At 68.8% G+C, this 18,206-nt stretch carries 22 protein-coding genes and 4 pseudogenes; 11 read left to right on the top strand and 15 right to left on the bottom strand.

Annotation, left to right across the window (positions count from 1 at the left end; translation table 11 throughout):
* Positions 1-27: 27 nt before the first annotated feature.
* Positions 28-159, bottom strand: a pseudogene (locus AQJ46_RS45365) (transcriptional regulator); the annotation flags it as partial.
* Here AQJ46_RS45365 and AQJ46_RS53350 point away from each other — a divergent pair.
* Positions 157-629: pseudogene (locus AQJ46_RS53350) on the top strand (MFS transporter); the annotation flags it as partial. The pseudogenes AQJ46_RS45365 and AQJ46_RS53350 overlap by 3 nt on opposite strands.
* Here AQJ46_RS53350 and AQJ46_RS55770 read toward each other — a convergent pair.
* Together AQJ46_RS55770 and AQJ46_RS45375 are read right to left on the bottom strand one after the other, a co-directional pair.
* Positions 597-1,781, bottom strand: coding sequence for a hypothetical protein (locus tag AQJ46_RS55770; RefSeq protein WP_159064181.1), 1,185 nt, complete (start codon positions 1,779-1,781; stop codon positions 597-599). The pseudogene AQJ46_RS53350 and the gene AQJ46_RS55770 sit on opposite strands and share 33 nt — an antisense overlap.
* 308 nt (positions 1,782-2,089) lie before the next feature.
* Positions 2,090-3,208, bottom strand: a complete 1,119-nt coding sequence (locus AQJ46_RS45375; RefSeq protein WP_059211215.1) for an FAD-dependent oxidoreductase — start codon at positions 3,206-3,208, stop codon at positions 2,090-2,092.
* 53 nt (positions 3,209-3,261) lie between these two features.
* On the opposite strand from AQJ46_RS45375, the gene AQJ46_RS45380 reads away from it, so the two are divergent.
* Positions 3,262-3,954, top strand: coding sequence for a TetR/AcrR family transcriptional regulator (locus AQJ46_RS45380; protein WP_059211216.1), 693 nt, complete (start codon positions 3,262-3,264; stop codon positions 3,952-3,954).
* Positions 3,955-3,975: 21 nt separating this feature from the next.
* On the opposite strand, the gene AQJ46_RS45385 is transcribed toward AQJ46_RS45380, so the two are convergent.
* From AQJ46_RS45385 to AQJ46_RS45390, 3 genes are all read right to left on the bottom strand, one after another.
* Positions 3,976-4,368: a hypothetical protein gene (locus AQJ46_RS45385; protein WP_059211217.1), complete on the bottom strand. Its 393-nt coding sequence runs from the start codon at positions 4,366-4,368 to the stop codon at positions 3,976-3,978.
* Between the two features lie 56 nt (positions 4,369-4,424).
* Complete coding sequence (locus tag AQJ46_RS55775; protein WP_159064182.1) at positions 4,425-4,643, bottom strand: hypothetical protein; 219 nt, start codon at positions 4,641-4,643, stop codon at positions 4,425-4,427.
* A gap of 650 nt (positions 4,644-5,293) precedes the next feature.
* Positions 5,294-5,503 (bottom strand): DUF6207 family protein, encoded by a 210-nt coding sequence (locus AQJ46_RS45390; protein ID WP_059211218.1) that lies wholly within the window; start codon positions 5,501-5,503, stop codon positions 5,294-5,296.
* A 162-nt stretch (positions 5,504-5,665) separates the two neighbouring features.
* Here AQJ46_RS45390 and AQJ46_RS59220 point away from each other — a divergent pair.
* Positions 5,666-5,830, top strand: a pseudogene (locus AQJ46_RS59220) (DDE-type integrase/transposase/recombinase); the annotation flags it as partial.
* Positions 5,831-5,977: 147 nt separating this feature from the next.
* Here the strand turns inward: AQJ46_RS59220 and AQJ46_RS56395 are convergent.
* Genes AQJ46_RS56395 through AQJ46_RS45400 form a run of 3 tightly spaced genes read right to left on the bottom strand, consistent with a single transcriptional unit; the run spans position 5,978 to position 6,951 of the window.
* Positions 5,978-6,187, bottom strand: a complete 210-nt coding sequence (locus tag AQJ46_RS56395; protein WP_059211219.1) for a hypothetical protein — start codon at positions 6,185-6,187, stop codon at positions 5,978-5,980.
* A 37-nt stretch (positions 6,188-6,224) separates the two neighbouring features.
* A complete protein-coding gene (locus AQJ46_RS55780; RefSeq protein WP_159064183.1) occupies positions 6,225-6,497 on the bottom strand; it encodes a hypothetical protein in 273 nt (90 codons plus the stop codon).
* The gene (locus AQJ46_RS45400) at positions 6,487-6,951 is read right to left on the bottom strand and encodes a cupredoxin domain-containing protein (protein ID WP_059211220.1); all 465 of its coding nucleotides are present in this window, start codon (positions 6,949-6,951) and stop codon (positions 6,487-6,489) included. Before AQJ46_RS45400 ends, AQJ46_RS55780 begins: the two co-directional genes overlap by 11 nt.
* Before the next feature lie 134 nt (positions 6,952-7,085).
* Here AQJ46_RS45400 and AQJ46_RS45405 point away from each other — a divergent pair, with 134 nt between their 5' ends.
* The 4 genes and pseudogenes from AQJ46_RS45405 (at position 7,086) to AQJ46_RS59225 (ending at position 8,709) form a co-directional block, all read left to right on the top strand.
* A complete protein-coding gene (locus AQJ46_RS45405) occupies positions 7,086-7,661 on the top strand; it encodes an RNA polymerase sigma factor (protein ID WP_059211221.1) in 576 nt (191 codons plus the stop codon).
* Positions 7,662-7,666: 5 nt separating this feature from the next.
* Positions 7,667-8,323 carry an anti-sigma factor family protein gene (locus AQJ46_RS45410; protein ID WP_063803936.1) on the top strand — a complete coding sequence of 219 codons (657 nt, stop codon included), beginning with the start codon at positions 7,667-7,669 and terminating at the stop codon, positions 8,321-8,323.
* A gap of 4 nt (positions 8,324-8,327) precedes the next feature.
* A pseudogene (locus AQJ46_RS57930) lies at positions 8,328-8,456 on the top strand (sensor histidine kinase); the annotation flags it as partial.
* Between the two features lie 7 nt (positions 8,457-8,463).
* Positions 8,464-8,709 carry a TniQ family protein gene (locus AQJ46_RS59225; protein ID WP_079072740.1) on the top strand — a complete coding sequence of 82 codons (246 nt, stop codon included), beginning with the start codon at positions 8,464-8,466 and terminating at the stop codon, positions 8,707-8,709.
* Positions 8,710-8,717: 8 nt separating this feature from the next.
* On the opposite strand, the gene AQJ46_RS45415 is transcribed toward AQJ46_RS59225, so the two are convergent.
* Positions 8,718-9,674 carry an amidohydrolase family protein gene (locus AQJ46_RS45415; protein WP_059211223.1) on the bottom strand — a complete coding sequence of 319 codons (957 nt, stop codon included), beginning with the start codon at positions 9,672-9,674 and terminating at the stop codon, positions 8,718-8,720.
* A gap of 77 nt (positions 9,675-9,751) precedes the next feature.
* Here AQJ46_RS45415 and AQJ46_RS45420 point away from each other — a divergent pair, with 77 nt between their 5' ends.
* From AQJ46_RS45420 to trpC, 3 genes are all read left to right on the top strand, one after another.
* Positions 9,752-10,381 (top strand): TetR/AcrR family transcriptional regulator, encoded by a 630-nt coding sequence (locus AQJ46_RS45420; RefSeq protein ID WP_059211224.1) that lies wholly within the window; start codon positions 9,752-9,754, stop codon positions 10,379-10,381.
* 254 nt (positions 10,382-10,635) lie between these two features.
* Entirely contained in the window at positions 10,636-11,163 is a 528-nt protein-coding gene (locus AQJ46_RS54890) for an enoyl-CoA hydratase-related protein (protein ID WP_107117462.1), read from the top strand.
* A gap of 3 nt (positions 11,164-11,166) precedes the next feature.
* The gene (gene trpC, locus AQJ46_RS45430; RefSeq protein WP_059211226.1) at positions 11,167-11,955 is read left to right on the top strand and encodes an indole-3-glycerol phosphate synthase TrpC; all 789 of its coding nucleotides are present in this window, start codon (positions 11,167-11,169) and stop codon (positions 11,953-11,955) included.
* 607 nt (positions 11,956-12,562) lie between these two features.
* Here the strand turns inward: trpC and AQJ46_RS45435 are convergent.
* From AQJ46_RS45435 to AQJ46_RS45450, 4 genes are all read right to left on the bottom strand, one after another.
* A complete protein-coding gene (locus AQJ46_RS45435) occupies positions 12,563-13,444 on the bottom strand; it encodes an LLM class F420-dependent oxidoreductase (protein WP_059211227.1) in 882 nt (293 codons plus the stop codon).
* 89 nt (positions 13,445-13,533) lie between these two features.
* Complete coding sequence (locus AQJ46_RS45440) at positions 13,534-14,022, bottom strand: MaoC/PaaZ C-terminal domain-containing protein (protein ID WP_208617096.1); 489 nt, start codon at positions 14,020-14,022, stop codon at positions 13,534-13,536.
* Between the two features lie 120 nt (positions 14,023-14,142).
* The gene (locus AQJ46_RS45445; protein ID WP_059211228.1) at positions 14,143-15,702 is read right to left on the bottom strand and encodes a carotenoid oxygenase family protein; all 1,560 of its coding nucleotides are present in this window, start codon (positions 15,700-15,702) and stop codon (positions 14,143-14,145) included.
* Positions 15,703-15,828: 126 nt separating this feature from the next.
* A complete protein-coding gene (locus tag AQJ46_RS45450; RefSeq protein ID WP_059211229.1) occupies positions 15,829-16,254 on the bottom strand; it encodes a MarR family winged helix-turn-helix transcriptional regulator in 426 nt (141 codons plus the stop codon).
* A gap of 587 nt (positions 16,255-16,841) precedes the next feature.
* On the opposite strand from AQJ46_RS45450, the gene AQJ46_RS45460 reads away from it, so the two are divergent.
* A protein-coding gene (locus AQJ46_RS45460) for an IS5 family transposase (protein ID WP_208617097.1) occupies positions 16,842-17,704 on the top strand; the annotation gives its coding sequence in 2 pieces (ribosomal slippage) (positions 16,842-17,189 and positions 17,192-17,704; 861 coding nt in all).
* Here AQJ46_RS45460 and AQJ46_RS45465 read toward each other — a convergent pair.
* Positions 17,671-18,150: a hypothetical protein gene (locus AQJ46_RS45465; RefSeq protein WP_225887597.1), complete on the bottom strand. Its 480-nt coding sequence runs from the start codon at positions 18,148-18,150 to the stop codon at positions 17,671-17,673. The genes AQJ46_RS45460 and AQJ46_RS45465 overlap by 34 nt on opposite strands.
* Positions 18,151-18,206: the final 56 nt, after the last annotated feature.

Genomic DNA, 18,206 nt, shown 5'->3' on the forward strand with positions numbered 1-18,206 from the left:
CTGATAACCCCGGCCGCGTTCACCGTTCTAGGCAGCCTCGACCGGCGCGAGGACCAGCAGGCGGCCCATCGCCGCCAGCCCCGACGGCTCGACCCGGTAGTACACCCAGGTGCCGCGCCGCTCGGAGGTCAGCAGCCCGGCATCCTTGAGCCTCTTCAGACCCTCGGCCGCACCCTGTACGCAGCCCTTGCCCACCGCACCGCAGCAACGGCCCGCACCACGATGCTGATCGTGCTCGGTGGCCTGACCTCCGCCGCCTTCGCCGTCGTACCCGACCCGTACGCCCTGCTCATCTCGCCGTGTCGGTCGTGGCCGGCATGGTCCGCGGCAACCTCACTCTGCTGCAGGCGACCGCCCTTACCGACCGCTGGGGCGCAACGCACTACGGACGCCTCTCCGGGCTCCTTGCAGCACCGGCCACCGCCGCCGCAGCCCTCGCACCGTTCGTCGGCACCGTCCTCGCCGCACCCCTGGGCGGCTACGGACCGCTCTTCTTCCTCCTCGCCACCGTCTCCGTGGCCGCCGCCCTCACCGTGCTGTGGACACGGCCCCGAACGCCACTGAGGGACTTTCGCAAACGGTCCGTGAAGCGGCGCTCAGTACCGGTCTTCTGTAGGACGAGCCGCTAGGTAGCTGTTCCAGTCGCGGGCTGCTCTGCGGGTCCACTGCAGGGCTGCGCTGATGCTGATGCCGAGGGTGTCGCTGAGCACTGACGCGGGCAGGTCTGCGGCCAGTGCGAGCAGAGCGGTGTTCCGGCTGGGGCGGGCGGGCAAGCAGTGGAGACGCATCTTGCGCGCGAGGGCGGGCGCTGAGTGGTGGGTCCCAGCGGCGTAGCCGGGGAGAAGCCAGCCCGGACGCGGCGTGATGCGACCCACCGCCGAGATCGGTTCGGTGTGGTCGGCCTGACGCTGCAGAAGCTGGTGGACGGCGGGCGGCAGTGCCACGGGATGCTCGCCTATGCGCAGGTGGGGCGTGTTGCCGCCCGTGAGGTCGGCGTGCGTGAGGACAGTGATTCGTGTGATCGGCATTCCGTACAGCAGCATGAGGGCCCCGGTCACCCGCACATCCAGGGGAAGCGCTTCGTTATGCAGGCAGCGTCGCAGGTGTGTCCAGTGCTCGGATTCGCTCCACCAGCAGTGGGGTTCATCGCGGGGGCGGTCGCTGATCTCAAGGTTCCCGGTGAGACGGCGCTCGTGGGCCCAGCGCAGGAACATCCGGACATGGCGGCGATCCCGGCGCTCGGACAGCCACGTGTCGATGTCGCCTTGAGTAAGGCTGGCCAGCGGTATGTCGTGGTCGTCCAGCCAGGTGAGAAACGCGGCAGTGCAGCGAATGGCATTGCGGACCGCTGCCGCGCTGGCCGGCGTGAAGCGCCCTCGTGCCGCCCGTCGTCGGGCCCGTCGCAAGAGGGCCCATTCTGCGTAGATGTGCAGGGTGCGGCGGTGTTGCGCCGGTAGCGGCGCGAGTGCGCGCTCCAGCCAGGGCTGCAAACCTGCCAGGGGCTCATTGCGTGCCGGAAGGGCGCCGAGGTGGACGAGAGTGGCTCGCAGCAACGCCGGCCCCTGTCCGGATCCGGCCGAGTCAAGCGTTTCGTGGGTGAGCGGGAGATCGTCATCGACCAGGCGGCGCAGGCATGCGGCTCCACCGCGCGGCTTGTCCAGCCAGACCAGGATCGAACGCGCTCTGGGGGCGCGCACCAACGCCTCAAGCAGCGGCCGGACTTCTGCGGGCACTTCGCCGCGGCTGCTGCGGAATTCGGTGGCGCGGCGGTCACGCAACACGCAGCGGGCGCAGCGCGCACCACGTTCGGTTTCTCGGCCCGAACCGCAGGTCGAGCACAGATAGGCGTTGGGGGCGCCGGAGCACACTCCGCAGGTACCCCGTCCACCCGGGCCCGGACCGATCAAGGGCCGGGTGCGGCCGCATGTCGCGCACGGACGTCTCGGCGACGCCTGAATTCGTTCGACAGACTTTGACGTGTTTCATGAGACAGTCCAGCGGTGGTCTTGCCGGAAGGGACTGCGGCGGTGCCGAACTGCCTAGTGAAGCTATGGCGAGCTGTTGGTGCTGGTGCTCTCGCGCTGGGCAGTCAGGATGGCTGGACTTGGTCGAAGAGGGCGAGGGCTTCGGCGGGGTCCGGGCTCACGAGGCGTTCCAGACCGGCCGTCGTGATCTTCGCCCACCTGCTGGCCCGTGCCCACATTTGTTCCTCGAAGGCGTGGATGGCCCCGTTCAGATCTTCAGGGCCGGTGGCGATGGACTCGGCGAGTTCGGCGCCTTCCAGCATCGCGAGGTTCGCGCCCGCCCCGAGTGGGGGCATCAGGTGAGCGGCGTCGCCCAGTAGCGTCACCCCGGGGACGTGGGTCCAGGTGTGGGACACGGGCAGGACGTAGAGGGGGCGGTGGACGAAGGCGTTGCCGTGGTGGAGGAGGTCGAGGACGGGGGCGGCCCAGCCGTCGAACAGAGCCAGCAGGCTCGATCGCGCGGCCTCGGCGTCGGCCAGGTCCAGGTTCGCGTGCCAGTCCAGCGGAGCGCGGAACTGGGCGTACACCTTGACGTGGCCGCCGCTGTTGCGTTGGGCGACGAGCTTTCGGTTCACGCCGTACACGGCCACGGAACCGTCGCCGATCAACCGGGCGAGGTCGGGCTGGCGGGTGTCGACGTCGTCGAGGGAGGTCTCGACTGAGGTGATGCCGGTGTAGTGCGGCGTCACCGACGAGACTGCTGGGCGGATCCGGGACCAGGCACCGTCCGCGCCGACCACGAGGTCGAACGTTTGCTGTCGCCCGTCCGCGAAATGGACCAGTACGCCGTCCCGGGTCCCCGGCACCACGTGAGTCACGCCCCGTCCCCACTGGACGTCGAGAGGGCCGAGCAACAGGTCACGGAGTTGCCCGCGGTCGATCTCGGGATTGGCCCGGTCATCTGGACGGGGTCGCCAGTCGCGCAGGACGGTTCCGTCCGTGTCCAGGATGCGCATGGCCTGCCCCTCGGGACGGGACAGCGCCTGGAACTCCGCCAGCAGCCCCGCCTTGTCCAGCGCGAGCTGGCCCAGCCCTTCGTGCAGGTCCAGCGTGCCGCCCGGGGGTCGGGCATCGGGGGCGGGATCGCGTTCGAGGACGGTGACGGGGTAGCCATGGCGGTGAAGGACACGGGCGAAGGTGAGGCCGGCAGGACCGCTCCCGACCACGGCGATGCGTTGTCTCATGTCGATACACTGTATTTGTACAATACGCTGCATCGCAACAGTACGATGTGCCCATGACTGTCTGGGACCGGCCGGAGCCGCCGACTCGCCCCGTGCCGCTCGATCGGGAGCGGATCGTCGCCGCCGCCATCGCGCTGGCCGACGAGGGCGGGTTGGAGGCGGTGTCGTTGCGCAAGGTCGCCGCCCGGCTGAACGCCGGCCCGATGCGGCTGTACGGATACATCTCCACCAAGGAGGAGCTGTTCGACCTCATGGTGGACGAGGTCTACGCCGAGATCCTCCCCGAGGAGCAGCCCGGTGACTGGCGGGAGGCGCTGCGTGTCCTCGCCCACCGCACCAGGCAGGCAGCTCTCCGTCACGAATGGCTGGCCGACCTGCTCGGCCGCCGCCCGGCCCTGGGCCCGAACGGCCTCGCCGTGACCGAGGCCACGCTGGCCGCCCTCGACGGCCTCACCGACATCGACACCGTCATGCGAGCCGTGGAGACGGTCAGCGCCTACTTCACCGGGGCGATCAGGCGCGAGGTCACGAACCTGCGGGCCGAGCGCGCCACGGGCCTGTCCAAGCGCGACTGGCAGCGCGCCCACGGCCCGCATGTGACAAGAATGCTGGCCACGGGCCGCTTCCCGGCACTGGCCAAGGCCGTGTACGACGGCACGGACGTGGACGCAGAGACATCCTTCGCGACCGGCCTGGACTGGGTCCTCGACGCCGTGGCCGTCAGGCTCACCACGCCGCCGCCGTGACGCTTTGCTCTTGCCCGAGCGTCAGTCGTGGGCATGATGCCGGTGATCATCTCGCACTGCGTGCCCGCGATCGAGAGGGACCACGACGGCTGACCTTTTCGCGAGTTGCTCGCGGAGGGCCGTGGCCTCGGCGACCAGGGCCGCGATGACCGTGGCGGCGGCGTCGACTTCGTGTTGGAGTCGTTGTCGCTCGTGTCGGTTGTCTCGCAGTTGGCGGCGGAGGCGGGCGATCTCCGCGGCCTGGGCCTGGTCGTGTTTGCTTGCTGCGCTCTGGCTGACGTGCTTATCCCAGTCGACGAGCACTGCGATTGCCCGGTTCATCGTGGCCCGGCTGACGCCCGCCTCCCGCCAGAGGTTCTGCTTCGTGAGCTTGCCGTCGGTGCGGATGGGTCGACCAGTGAAGAGCCGTTCCATGGCCTCTCGAAGGGCCTTCTCGGCCGTGGCGGAGAGGCCGGGCGGGGTTGCGGCGGTCAGGCTTCTCCCGCCTTGGTGAGCGCGATCTCGACGTCGCGGACCTGCTGGTCGATCAGGGCTCTGCGGTTCGCCGGGAGTGTGGGGAGGTTCCGCAGTTTGGTCAGGGAGGCGTGCTCGGCCTGCCAGATAGGCAGGTGCTCTGGGGCGATGATGCTGTTGCTGCAGCGTGCGGGCTGGCAGCGGTCGCTAAGTGGCCCTCGGTGTCCTGGGGGCACGATGGCATCTTCGAGGCACTTCGCGCCGACGGGATTATTCTCGTCCAGGGTGCAGTGGTTGAGTTTTCCGAACCGGATCGATAGGTGCGTGCGTTTGAGCAGGCCGTGTTCGACGCGAATGTCCCCCCCTCGGCGACGCACTACTGGCAGACGATCGAGGAGACTCGATGGCGGCCCAGTCCCGGTCCCAGGCGGCGTCACCGACCACCTCCTCAGGCACCAGACGCCGGGCGAACAGAGCTGACAGCTCTGCCTGACTCAATCCAGCGACCTGGCCGACCTTCCAGACCTTCCGCTGGTCGGTGAAGAACAGCTGCACGTGACCCCACAGGCATGCGTCACCACTCTGGCAACGTGCAGTCTTTCGGTGCCGGTCGGAGGTGTGCTGGGAGATGCCTCGATGTCACTCGGATGAGACAACTTCAAGTGTCTGGAGAACCGTCCCACTTGGGCTCTCCCGCACACATGGGTGGCAGGGCCGGGTCGGACACGGGGGTGGCGAGCATCGGTTTCGGCAGTGTCCACGTCACAGCCCCATGCCTTCCACCCGGCCTGTCGGTCCGCAAACCGAGCGGCGCGTGCACACCCGACCGCCGGCCCGACCATGAGCCCGACCATGGCTGGTCAGCGGGACGCGGCCACCCACGGGGTTACGAGTCGGGTTCCTGGCGTAGGTCCAGGAAGCAGCGCAGCCGTACGCCGGGCTCGCCGGGCTGCCGGGTTGTACGGTCCGCCGGTGCGATCGCGCACCGCGCGGCGAGCAGTTCCTGGACCGCGAGCGTGGTCTCGTCATCAGCTGCGGCGACCTCCACCACAGCCAGGCCCGGCTCCGCCACGTGCGCGTCCAAGATCTCCCTCATGCCTGGCACTACGCGCCGCAGCCCGCAGAAGTTCTCCGCCGCCGGCGTCTTCACCCGACCGAGTAGGGTCCCGGCCGATACGGTTACCCGCCCGCCGCTCTGCCCTTCATGGCCCGGGTTGCGCTGGGTGTTGCGGTGGAGGTTGCGCGAGGCGTTGCGGTGGAGGTTGCGCAGGCCGTCACGGCGTCGAAGTACCTGAACAACCGGGCCGAGAACAGCCACCAGCCCACCAGGCAACGCGAACGCGCGATGAAAGGCTTCCGCTCCGTGGGCGGAGCACAGCGGTTTCTGTCCGCGTTCAGCGGCATCTCACCCCACTTCCGACCCAGCCGCCACCTGATGACCGCTGCCACCCACCGAGCCGAGATGAGCATCCGCTTCGCGATCCGGGACCAGATCACCGGCACCGCCGGACAGCCCACCGCGCCGCGAGCACACAGCCGGAACCCGACACGACCACGCCCCGGCACACCGTCAGACACCCACACACCCAACAACGTGACAGCGCCCGCTGGGGTGCTCGTTCCAGCGGGGCACGAGAGCCATCGCGGTGGATCCCTGCAGCACCGGATGCCCGGCCGAAGGATCGGCGAGATAGCCGGCACGCAAGGACGCGGGCTCGGCATCCGTGAACATCTTGCTCAGCGTTTCGATCTTCTGGGCGAGGCGCTCTGCGGCGTCCATCGGCGCTCCCGTCGTGCGTGTGACCACTTGCCGTGAACTACCAGCTGCCGGTGTCACGTTGTGATTTCAGTGTTGGTCTCGTGGGCCGGGCGGGCCAAGCGCATATACGCGGTCCTCCCGATATTTCTGGGGGGCAGCGGAGTCGGTGCAGGATGCCGACGACGCCGTTGAGCAGGAAGAGCAGTCCGATGGTGGCGAGGTCCCGGTAGCCCTCGGCCCACAGGCTCAGATGGATCGCGGCCATCGCCGCCGACAGCCCGGCGCCGGCCAGGCGCAGGATCAGCCTCGCGGCCGCTCTGTTAGTAGGCACTGCCCGAAGAGGTGTTTTTGTCGGACGGTGCCGGGGACCCGCCGACGCTGATCTCCGTCTTCATACCGAGGTCCTTGTGTCCGTCGACCGGGCAGTAGACCTCGTACGAGCCAGACTTCAGCGTCACCGTGAGGGTCGTGGACTGACCCGGATCCACCGTCTTGCTGCGGTTCTCGCCGCCGTTGCCCTCGATCTCCAGGGCGTGTACGTGTGAGCCCGTGTTCTTAGCGGTGAAGGTGTACTGGCCGGGCTGGAACTTCTCCGTCGAGAGCTTGATGTGGAAGTCGGACAGCTCTGCCGTGACCTGGGCGCCGTGGCTGGCGCTGGCGCTGGCGCTGTTGTCGTTGCTGTTGCTGCTGCCGTTGCCACCGCCTCCACAGGCTGCGAGCAGGGCGGTCAGGCCGCCGGCGGCCACGCCGAGGACAATGCGGCGGTGGATGTGCGAGGTGGTCATGAGTCGGTCCTCCGGGTTGTCCCCCCTGCAAGAGGTACGACGCTGCCGGGCCGAAGGATTGCGGCCCGCTGGATCGCGCGGGTGGAGAATGGACGTATGGCAATCCTTTCCGGGCGTCGGAACGTATCCCTGGTATGTGGCGTATGGGCCTCTTTCTCGGGCGGGTCCCCGACGAGGCACTGCTCACCGGTCTGACGACGGGCGATCCGGAACTCGCCGTCGCGTTTGTGCGCCGTTACCAGCGCACGGTCTTCGGCGTCGCTCTCGCCGTCCTGGGCGACCCCCAACTCGCCGAGGACGTCGCCCAGCAGACCTTCGAGCGGGCCTGGCGGCACGCACAGGTGTACGACCCTCGTCGCGGCTCTGTGCGGTCTTGGCTGATGGCGATCGCGCACAACCTCGCGATCGACGCGGTACGGGCCCGGCGGGCGAGCCCGGTCGACCCGGAGGACCTGGACGCGCTGCTCGGCATCGTGACCGAGACGCCCGAGCGGCAGGCGCTCGCCGACGACAGCGCAGAGCGGGTCCGGCGAGCGGTGGCGGAGCTGCCCCTGGAGCAGGCGCGGGCCTTGGTGATGGCCGGGATCTACGGGATGACGGCGCGGGAGGTCGCGGACGCGGAGGACGTTCCGCTGGGAACGGCGAAGACCCGGATCCGGACCGGGACGCTCAAGGTACGAGCCCTCCTCGAAGCGGCGGAGAAGCGGTGAGCGGCATGGAGTGCGAGCGGCTGCGGGAGCTGGACGCCGAGTTGGCGCTCGGGGTCCTGCCTGCCCGCGAGCGCGCCGAGGCGGTCGCCCACCTGGACCGCTGCCCGAACTGCCGGGAGCACGTTAAGCGGCTGACGGTGGTCGGCGACGGTCTGCTCGCGCTGCTACCGGGCGCCGAGCCGCCGGTCGGTTTCGAGAGCCGGGTCGTACGGGCCCTGGGCGCCGCGCCCGCGCCGAAGCGGCGCAGGCACCGGCTAGGGCTGGCGGCGGCCGCCGCGGCCCTGGCCTGCGGTTTCGGCGGATGGGCGATCGGCACGGTGGTCGAGGCCGCGCCACCGCCGGTCTCACAGCGGACGGACGGCGGCCTACGGGCGGCGGCCCTGGTCTCCGACGGCCACGTGGTGGGCCGCATCTACGCCCAGGCCGGTGACGAGGGCTGGGTGTACATGTCCGTCGATCTGGACGGGAACGGGAGGGGCCCGGTGCGCTGTCTGCTCGTACACGCCGACGGATCGACGGTCCCGGTGGGTTCCTTCCCACTCAAGGACGGCTACGGATACTGGGGCACACCGGCCGCGACCGACCCGACGACACTGGCCGGCGCCCGCCTGATGGCCCCGGACGGAAGCGTCTTGGCCACGGCGAGCCTCCCGACGGGCTAGCTAGGCAAGTCACATGTCGGTGATCTCCGTGCAGGCGGGCCTGGCCCGGTTCGTCGTTCACTCCGACACGGCGACGGCCCACGACGCGCTCCGCATCATCGAGGACACCAGCGGGGAAGCCCTGGAGGACGTCTGACGGTGTGGCGGTCCAGCAGTGGCACAAGGGAGCGTGGTTCCACCGCTCACAGGCACGCTGGTGCACCATGTGCCTACGCAGCAACGACAGTCGCTGGCTCCTGCCTTGGAAACTTCCCTGGTCGTTCGCGTGCGTTGACCACGCTGTGTACATGTGGAGCCTCCGCCAACTTGAAGTGGCTGGTCAGGGTGCTGGCGTGACTCTGCTCCGGGGTGTTCGTGCTGGTCGTGGGCGGCAGTCTGCGGCGTAGATCGCCTGTCAGCGGTGGCGCTGCGCGGCTGCGGGGAAGAGGTCGAAGGCGCGGTGGCCGAGTGCATCGACTTCTCGCGGCGTGAGGACGTGGGAGTTCTGGAGCGCGTCGATGTTGCGTTTCATGTTGTTCTGGTTCGAGCAGGGGACTCCGGCGTCGGCGCCGTAGACGAGGTGGTCGCGGGGCACCATCGTGACTGCTGCGGCGAGGTTGGCGTCTGTGCCGGACGCGGCGGTGTCGAGGTAGAGCTTCGCCAGGTCGGTGCGGATGTCATCGGCGGTCAGGCCCAGTGGGTTGAATACGTACTCCTCCGCACCAAGCAGTCCGAGGCGACCGGAGAGCGCGGGCAGGGCGCCGCCGCAGTGGGCGAGGACGACCGTGAGGCGGGGGTACCGGCGGAAGAATCCGGTGTAGAGGAGGTCCACGACGGTCCGGGTGGTCTCGAAGGGCAATTCGACCAGGACAGAGGTTTGCCGGAACGGAGGCGCCACGGCGCTCGGATGGATGAACAGGGCGGCCGAGCGCCGGTCGAGCTCCTCCCACACCGGCGCCAGACGCGGGTCTCCGAGCGGGACACCTGACCGACGGGTGGTCAGCAGGTAGCCGTCGGGGTGTGTTTCCGTGTCGCCGCGCGCGATCTCGGCCAGAGCCGCGTCCGGGTCGTCGGTGGGCAGGCCGGCGAGCAGGCCGAAGCGGCCGGGGTGGTCGGCGACTAGCTGGGCGCCGTAGTCGTTCCAGGCGCGCAGCTGTGGCAGTGGGGAATCGACGGGTACCGGGCTGAGCATCTGCACGGCGATGCCCAGGCGATCCATCGTGGCGAGCATCGTCTCGGGTCGCCAGTGGTAGGGCTCGGGCGCCAGGAGGTGTGCATCCCTCAGCTGTCGCCATTGGGTCTCACGCTCCTCCGCCGTGGTCGGTGGGGTGAAATGCGCGTGGATGTCCACCCAGCCGTTGACCTTGCCCATGATGCGTTCTCCCTCGAATCAAGCTGCACTCAAGTGCAACTACCTTGATGGTTGCACGGGAGTGCAACAATGTCCAGATGAGGCAGACGGAGGGCGAGAAGCAGGACGGGAGGACGCGCAATGCCCAGGCCAACCGGGAGCGCGTCTATACGGCAGCGATCAAGGTGTTCGCTGCGCGCGGCTACGACGCCGCCACAATGGACGAGATCGCGGCAGAAGCCGGGGTGTCACGGCGGACCGCGTTCAATCACTTCCCTGCGAAATCCGACATCGCCACTGAGTGGGCAGTGCGAGGCGGGGAATCGGCCTTCGCCCTGGTGCGCGACGTCGACCGCATCACCTCTGCCGCCGACCGGGTCCGGGCCTATTTCCATGAGCTGGCCCTCACGGCGGAGCTGAACTGGGACGAGACCCGGCAGATGACAACCGGACTGCTGCGCGGATATGGCGTATCACCCCACCGCTCGCAGCTCTCAGCGGAACTGCGTGATTGGCTGCGTGACTGCCTGCAGGAGCGGCCGGGCAACACACCGACACCCTCTGCCGATCCCGCCCTGGCCGTGGACGTGCTCTACGACGTCTTCCAGGGCGCAGTCATGCGATGGCTGCCCCAAGAGGCTGCGCCGCACGGGATGTTCACGGCCGAGGTGGACACCGCGATCGCGCTCGTGCTGGCCGGATTCGCGAGTGACGCCGACCACGCATAGACAGATGTCTGCGAGCCGGGACACCGGGTCGTTCACCGAGCTGATCGAGCAGATACCGGCCGGGGCCCGGATCACCGGGCGGCTGCGGGCTGCGTCCGGGCGGCGCATGAGGGACGCCGGCTCTCCAGCCGCCCGCCGAATCGGCGCCCGGAACCACGCTCGAAATCGGTCGGCGGATCGGGCTGGGAGAACCCGGTGCCGGATGGTGGAACGGACCGGCGGCGGAAGCGCGGGGCCTCCCTACTGTCTCCGGCATGAGAGAGGTGCTCGTCGACATCACCGATCGGATCATGACGATCGTCATCAACCGCCCTGAGGCCCGCAATACCGTCACCATGGCCGTCTCGGTGGCTTGCTCCGAGGCGCTCGACGAACTCGACGAACTCGACGCCCTCGACGACCTCGCCGTCGGAGTCATCACCGGCGCCGACGGTAACTTCTGCGCCGGTATGGACCTCAAGGGGTTTCTGCGCGGCGAGCGCCCGTCGCTGCCGGGCCGCGGCTTCGCGGGCCTGACCCGACCCCTCCAGCAAGCCGCCGCCACCACTCGCATCGGCCAGGCCCCCTTCATCACCGACAAGGAGAAGATGTCCCGCCCCGACGTGCCGAACTGCCCCGGCTTCTCAGGCGGGCATGACGGGTCCTCAGTGAGTCGGCTGACGAAGGGATCGCGTACGCGAGACGCGTGGCGAGCGCAATTGCAGCCGCCGGTAGCATGCGCCTCGTACCGCACAGATCGACTTTCCCACCGCCTCGTCGGCGGCATGCGCAGGAGAGGTTGAACCGTGAATGTACTCGCCGAGATCGTCGCCGGGGTCCGCGAGGATCTTCAAGAGCGCATGGGCAAGGTGCCCCTCGACGAGCTCAAGGAACTCGCCGCGCTCGTGCCTCAGGCGAAGGATGGCGTGGCCGCCCTGCGCGGCGACGGCGTCCGCGTGATCTGCGAGGTCAAGCGGTCCAGCCCGGCCAAGGGCGCGCTCGCCGCGATCGCCGACCCGGCCGCGCTGGCCTCCCAGTACGCGGCCGGCGGCGCAGCAGCGATCTCGGTCCTGACCGAACAGCGTCGCTTCAAAGGCTCCCTGTCCGACCTTGCGGCCGTCCGCGCCGCCGTAGACACACCACTGCTGCGCAAGGACTTCATCGTCACCGCCTACCAGCTGTGGGAGGCCCGCGCCCACGGCGCCGACCTGGCCCTGTTGATCGTGGCCTCGCTGGACCAACCCACCCTGGTCGCGCTGATCGAGCAGGCCCACGCCGTCGGACTGACCCCGCTCGTCGAGGTACACGACCAGCAGGAGGCAGCCCGCGCCGTCGACGCCGGTGCCCGCGTCATCGGAGTCAACGCCCGCGACCTGAAGACCCTTCAGGTTGACCGGGACACCTTCGCCCGAGTCGTCCCCGCGATCCCGGATCACATCGTGAAGGTCGCGGCCTCCGCGGTACGCGGCCCGCGGGACCTCATCGCCTACGCCGACCACGGCGCGGACGCGGTCCTCGTGGGCGAGGCCCTGGTCACCGGCTCCGACCCCCAGGCCGTCGTCGCGGACCTGGTGGCCGCCGGCATTCGCCACTGACGCCCAGCCCACTCCAGCGTCCAGCCTTCGTACAGGCGACGACCACGACATCCTGCGCGACCGGCTCGACATCCGATGGCATGACCCGACTGGTCAGTGAAGTCGATCCCCCACGATCGCTTTGGAGATGTCGAGGGCGAGGCGTGGGGTGACGAGCAGTCCGTCACCTTGGCGCTCAGGTCTTCAGGGGTAGGCTCACGTGCGCGTGTCCTCACCGGATCCGGCCGGCTTCGCACCGCCCGCTGTTCGCGTCGTTGTCACAGACGGGACAGGCCGATGGTTCACGGCTTCTGCACGGTCGGCCGGTCGGCGTAGTCAACCGTTTCCGCAGGTGCCAGTGCTCATCAAGTCGCGGATTCTGCAGATTCAATGTGAATGCGGACCTGCCGCAGGAGTGCGTCGGCCCGTCCCTCGACCTCAGCGGCATCCTTGGCCGGCTTGTCCGCCGGTGACTCGTCCGACAGTGGCCAGTGCGCTGACAGGTGTGGTGTCCCGGTCGATCTGACCGACGCGCTCGGACTGGCGCGGCAAGAGGCTCTACCGGGGCGCGCTCCCGGCCTTGGACCGGCCGTCCGAGAGGGAGAGGACGGCCGATTCTCGGGCCGCTTCAGCCTAGTTCGGTCAGTCGCCGTACGGCCGGGGCTGCGAAGGTCTCCATCCAGCGCGAGGTGGCGCCCAGATGCGGCGAGATGATGACCGTGTCGATGCCAAGCTCGGCGTACGGCTCGATGTCGTGGGTGAAGCCGTCCATGTCCTCCTCGGTGGCGGCCGCTCCGGAGTACGTGATCGTCCGGCGGACGGTGTCGTAGTCGCGGTCTGCCTCGTCGCAGTGGCCGCGCAGTACGTCGAGCTTGTGCGCGACGTACTCGGGCGAGGTGGCGAACAGGTTGCAGGCGTCGCCGTACCGGGCGACGAGCCGCAGCGTCTTTTTCTCCCCACCGCCGCCGATCATGATCTCCGGGTGCGGAGAGCTCACCGGCGGCGGGACGCACAGGGTTTCGGCGAGCTGGTAGTGGCGGCCCTCGAAGGGCCCGTTGGCGTCCGGGTCCCACATCTGCAGGCAGATCCGCAGGGTTTCCTCCAGCCGTTCGAACCGCTCGGCGAGCGGCGGGTAGGGCACGCCCAGGCCGTGGTGCTCACGGTCGTACCAGGCGGCTCCGATACCGAGGGTGGCGCGGCCGCCGGAGAGCACGTCGAGCGTGGTGGCGACCTTGGCGAGCAGCCCCGGGTGGCGGTACGTCACCCCGGTGACCAGGGCGCCCAGTCGCACGGTGGAGGTGTGGGCGGCCAGATAGGCGAGGGCCGTGTAGGCCTCCAGCATGGGTGCCTCGGCGCCGCCGTTGAACTCCATCTGGAAGTAGTGGTCCATCACCGACAGCCGGTTGACGCCGGCAGCCTCCGCCGCTGCTCCCGCGGCGGCCAGCTCTGCCGCCAGGGCACGACCGCCCTCGGGGTGGTCGAACCGGTTGATGTGCACGCCGACGTGCATGTCCGTCTCCGTTCAGTGTCTTCTCGGGTGGCCGGGGCCTTCGGCGGCACTCGGTACGGTCGCGAGCGGCCGGCGGGGGTTCCTGGGTGTCAAACCGTGCCGCCTCTCCCGCCCGGTGGGCGGTGTTCCCAGAGCGTTTCTCCCTGGAGTTCCAGGACGAGGGTGCCGGAGTCGTTGGTGAGGGCGCCCCGGCTGCGGACGACGGCGGTGCCGTCGTCGCGGGGGCGTACCTCCACAATCTCCATCGAGCCGTGCAGCACGTCCCGGGGGCGGACCGGCGCCAGCATGCGCAGGGATGTGATCTCCCGGCCGGCGATGACGGCGGCGCGGGAGAAGACCGCGTCCACCAGGAGGCGTTGCAGGACCGCCACGGTGTGGAAACCGCTGGCGATGAGGCCCCCGAAACGGCTTGCGGCCGCCGCGGCCTCGTCCGTGTGCAGCGGCAACGGGTCGAAGCGCCGGCCGAAGTCGAGGATCTCCTCCTTGGAGACCCTGGCGCTGCCCAGGTCGAACACGACTCCGGGGCGAAGGTCCTCGGCGTACAGCCGCACGGCGCTCACCACCGGTCCGACGTCCACGCCGGCCCTCCCGTGCCTTGGCATGGGCTGAACCGGTGGATGTGCGTGCCGAGTGGCATGCGGGTCTCCGTTCATCTCATCCTGGTGGGGTGGTCGTCGGCGATGGCTTGTGCTCGCCGGCTACGGGGCGAGGGCGGTGATCTCCGCACTGTCCAGCCAGGTGGCGTGGACACCGAACGGCACCCGCTGCGGCAGATGCAGCCGGGCCAGTTCGGTCATGGTCCTGGCGTCGATGACGACGAGTTCGGCGCGGTGGTCGTCCATCAGCAGGTCGAGGAGGTAGCCGTCGTCCTCGCTGCTCGCCGTGGGCCTGGGAACGAACAGGGCCTCACCGCCGTACATGTCGCCGTAGTCGAGGTAGCCGAGTTCCTTCTCCTCGACGAGGTCGTACTTGAGGACCCCCTTGCCCATATAGCCGTCACCGTGCTCGTCGAGCAGGTAGCAGTAGCGGCTGGTCCTTCCGACGTGGCTCAGATTGAGGCTGGGCCGCTCGTAGCCGTGGTCGATCAGCAGCCGGTCGTCGGTGACCTCCCCGGTGTCCAGGTCCAGCACCCAGGTCCTGACCTGGGCGGGCGGTTCCTCGGGGGTGTGGATCGGAACGCTCGACGGATAGGACGGGAAGACGGGGGAGTAGAGCACGATCTCCCGCGAGCCGCGCGGGCCTTGGCGCTCCCAGGCGTTGATGACGTGCCAGACGGTGCCGGCCTGGCCGGTGGTGAACCAGCGCACCTCGGTGTCCGGTCCGAAGTCACGGGGGAGAACGCCCCACCGCAGCCGGTGGCCGGCATCGTGGCGGAAGACGCTGCCTTCCGGGCCGAGCAGACCGCCGGGATCCCGGCGGACGGAGATGTCGGGGAACACGAGGTGGTTCTCGGTCAGGAAGAAGTCGTGCAGCCAGCCCATCTCGCCCGTGTCCGGCGTCTGCCGGTGCACGACCTGCTGTGCGGCGAGTTCTCCCTTGTGGAGCAGCCCGGCGATGATCTGTCCGGACGGCTCGACGCTGAGGTTGTACACGTCGCCGTTGTCCGGGTTGATGCGCGGGTGCGCGGAGAACGGGCCTTCCCACTCCCCCGCCCACGTCTCCAGCCGGCCGCGGCCGTCCACGATCAGACGGCCGTTCTCGACGCGCGTGTCGAGGACGAACGCGTAACCCGTTTCCTGAAGGCAGTACAGGCGCCCGTGGTGGTACCGGATCGACGTCGAGCCCGGGGTCCGTTCGAGGGGGCCGAGGGCGGGGATCAGACCTTGGCGGATCTTCTCCTCCGTCAGGGCGATCCGGTCCGCGCCCGGCCTGCCGGAGACCAGGTCGGAGAACTCCGGGTACGACTCCCGGCCGGCCGCACGCTCGGCCTCGAACCGCGGGGTGCGGACGTAGGAGTTCGAGTACGTGGCACTCCCCGACGAGATCTGGATCTGGTGGAGCATCCCGGCGCCCGAGAAGGCATGGAGCCGGATATGGCCCTTGTCGAACTGGGAGTTGGTGCCGTTGCGCAGGTACGCGCCGTCCAGGTCGGCGGGCAGCTCACCGCTCACCCGGACCGGAACGTGGGCCAGTTCCCGGCGCACGGGCCGGTATCCCGGAACGTTGTACACGCTGTCCCGGTTGTGATTCTCCAGATCAAGCGCGGCGTCGATGCGCCGTTCCTCTTCCTCGATCGCGGAGACGGACGAGACGGTCACGAGATCACTCCTTGCTGCTGAGAGGGCATGCGAAACCGCGCCCCCTGCGTGCATCGGGCTGTGGAGTACGAGCGGCTGCACCGGTCCAGCGCCCCACATGATGTCCGGACGGGGACCGGGCGACTGTCAGTCGAGTTCCGTGACGAACCGGTGGAGCAGGCGGCTGAACGTCTCGACGTCCTCGTCCGGCCAGTGGTCGAGCCGTTCCTGGAGTTCCTTGCGCTGGTGCTGTCTGACGCGCGCCAGGCGGGCCCGGCCGGTGTCGGTGAGTTCCAGCAACTTGGTCCTGGGGCGCGACGGATGGGCCACCCGGCGCAGCAGACCGTCCTCCTCCAGCTGGGACAGCTGACGGCTGACGGTGGACTTCTCCAGCCCGTACCGCTCCGCCAGGTCGGAGGCGGTGGGCAGAGGGAAGGTGCCCACATACGACAGCATCGTGTACGCGACGAAGGGCAGGTCGTCGTACATGTTGTTCGCCCGCACCCTGGAGTTTCGGGAGAACAGAATGATCGCCTCGTGGATCACATCAACGGGCTTGCTCCGTGCTGCCATGACGTCATCATGGAGTTGTGCGAAGCAACTGTCAAGGTTGTATCGTGCAACTCAAAATGGGTGGAACCAAGCACGAGGGCCGTGGACATGAGTGTGCTGCAACTGGATGCCCGCACTGCCTGAGGTTCCCCTCCTAATGACCAGCTGGATCACCCGCCGCCCCGACCGGCTCGACGACTACCAGGCCCAGCAGCTCAAGCAGATTCTCGCCCGCCGCGCTGGAGGTCGCGGGGATCGTCGACGGGCTCCGGCCACCGGATTCGCGGGCGGACCTGACGTACGGCCGGGTGATCGAGGTACTGGTGGCGAACCGGCTGACCGCTCCCGCGCCGCTGTTCCGCGTCGGGCACTGGGTGTACTCGTGTGGGGCCGTCAAGGGTCTTGGCGGAGGCCGATGCGGTGTCCCAGCTGGTGCATTGACGGGTCTCATCGGTGTCTTGCTCGGGGCTTGGGCGATCAGCGTCGTTGTCGCGTCCGGCCGGTGGCAGCAAAATGTGTCCACAGGGACACCACCGGAACTCGAAGATGTCCATGGCGAGACGCTTAAGAGGTCGTTTCCTTTGGTGTGATCGTTCGTTGATCGGTGCATGGCGGATCTGGTTGAGCGGCTGGTCCCGGACGAGTTGTGGGTGCTGTTCCGGCGGGTGGTGCCGCCGACGGTGGTGATACGTCCGCAGGGCGGTGGTCGGCGTCGAGCGGGTGACCGCGAAGCCCTGGCGGCGATCATCTTCGTGGCGACATCGGGCTGCACCTGGCGGCAACTGCCGCCGGTGTTCGGCCCGGCCTGGCCCACGGTCTACCGCCGGTTCACCCAGTGGAGCCGGGACCGCGTCTGGGCCAGGCTCTACCGCGTGATCCTCGACGAAATCGGAGCGCGGGGCGAGCTGGACTGGTCCCGGTGCGCGATCGACTCGGTCAGTCTGCGGGCCGCAAAAGGGGGCCACTGACGGGACCGAATCCGACCGACCGCGGCAAACTGGGATCGAAAATCCATCTGATCTGCGACCGCAATGGGCTGCCGCTGTCCCTGGGCATCTCCGGTGCGAACATGCACGACAGCCTGGGCCTGGAGCCGCTCGTGCGCGGCATCCCACTCATCCGATCCCGCCGCGGGCCCCGGCGCCGGAAGCCGGCGAAATTGCACGCCGACAAGGGGTACGACTACGACCACCTGCGGCGATGGCTGCGCCGGCGGGGCATCCGTCCTCGCATCGCCCGCAAGGGCATCGAGTCCCCACAGCGGCTGGGCCGACACCGCTGGGTGGTCGAGAGAACCGTGTCCTGGCTGGCCGGCTGCCGACGCCTCCACCGACGCTACGAACTCAAGGCCGAACACTTCCTCGCCTTCGTCGCCATCGCCGCGGCCCTCATCGGTTGCCGTCGGCTCACCCAACACCGCACGTCCCTGGCCCCCGATCAGCTGACCTGCCCAAGCGACACCTGGGCGTAGTCCGCATCCCGGAACACGAACACGGTCGGCTCCGTGTCGTACTCGTGCCGCAGATAGCCCCCGTACCCCGGGACCGCGATGTGCGGAGCCACCAGTGTCAGCACGGCATCAAGCAGCGGCAGATTGTCGTCGATCGAGTAGTTGCGGGCGAAGACTTCCCACATCGGACGGCCGAGTCCGTCCACCCTCTCCGATCTCCGCATGGTCGCCATGTCTCCTCCCGGCAGCTCACTGCTGGGATACGTAAGGAACAGAGGCCAAGGATGCTCCTCCTCGTCAAGGCCCTCGGGGCAGTCGGAGTCCAGGCCCAAATGCCAACGGCAGGCTGCCAGCTCAGCCTCTGGGGTGTCGCTGCGCAGGAAGCAGGACAAGACGATCTCGTAACGCTCACTCATGCCGCGCATTATGAGGCCGCTCGCCGACATCAACGGCTCAACGGCGATCACCCGCACACCTACCGGTGCGAGCCCTCACCAGGACCATCGCCAAAGGAAACGACTTC

The sequence above is a fragment of the Streptomyces canus genome (genome assembly GCF_001514145.1).
Classification (GTDB): domain Bacteria; phylum Actinomycetota; class Actinomycetes; order Streptomycetales; family Streptomycetaceae; genus Streptomyces; species Streptomyces canus.

What these genes read in the sequence shown, in the direction of transcription:
- AQJ46_RS45375 (WP_059211215.1), bottom strand. Translation starts at nt 3,208, where the DNA reads ATGAGACAACGCATCGCCGTGGTCGGGAGCGGTCCTGCCGGCCTCACC.
- AQJ46_RS45380 (WP_059211216.1), top strand. Translation starts at nt 3,262, where the DNA reads ATGACTGTCTGGGACCGGCCGGAGCCGCCGACTCGCCCCGTGCCGCTC.
- AQJ46_RS45385 (WP_059211217.1), bottom strand. Translation starts at nt 4,368, where the DNA reads ATGGAACGGCTCTTCACTGGTCGACCCATCCGCACCGACGGCAAGCTC.
- AQJ46_RS45390 (WP_059211218.1), bottom strand. Translation starts at nt 5,503, where the DNA reads ATGAGGGAGATCTTGGACGCGCACGTGGCGGAGCCGGGCCTGGCTGTG.
- AQJ46_RS56395 (WP_059211219.1), bottom strand. Translation starts at nt 6,187, where the DNA reads ATGGACGCCGCAGAGCGCCTCGCCCAGAAGATCGAAACGCTGAGCAAG.
- AQJ46_RS45400 (WP_059211220.1), bottom strand. Translation starts at nt 6,951, where the DNA reads ATGACCACCTCGCACATCCACCGCCGCATTGTCCTCGGCGTGGCCGCC.
- AQJ46_RS45405 (WP_059211221.1), top strand. Translation starts at nt 7,086, where the DNA reads ATGTGGCGTATGGGCCTCTTTCTCGGGCGGGTCCCCGACGAGGCACTG.
- AQJ46_RS45410 (WP_063803936.1), top strand. Translation starts at nt 7,667, where the DNA reads ATGGAGTGCGAGCGGCTGCGGGAGCTGGACGCCGAGTTGGCGCTCGGG.
- AQJ46_RS45415 (WP_059211223.1), bottom strand. Translation starts at nt 9,674, where the DNA reads ATGGGCAAGGTCAACGGCTGGGTGGACATCCACGCGCATTTCACCCCA.
- AQJ46_RS45420 (WP_059211224.1), top strand. Translation starts at nt 9,752, where the DNA reads ATGAGGCAGACGGAGGGCGAGAAGCAGGACGGGAGGACGCGCAATGCC.
- AQJ46_RS54890 (WP_107117462.1), top strand. Translation starts at nt 10,636, where the DNA reads ATGAGAGAGGTGCTCGTCGACATCACCGATCGGATCATGACGATCGTC.
- AQJ46_RS45435 (WP_059211227.1), bottom strand. Translation starts at nt 13,444, where the DNA reads ATGCACGTCGGCGTGCACATCAACCGGTTCGACCACCCCGAGGGCGGT.
- AQJ46_RS45450 (WP_059211229.1), bottom strand. Translation starts at nt 16,254, where the DNA reads ATGGCAGCACGGAGCAAGCCCGTTGATGTGATCCACGAGGCGATCATT.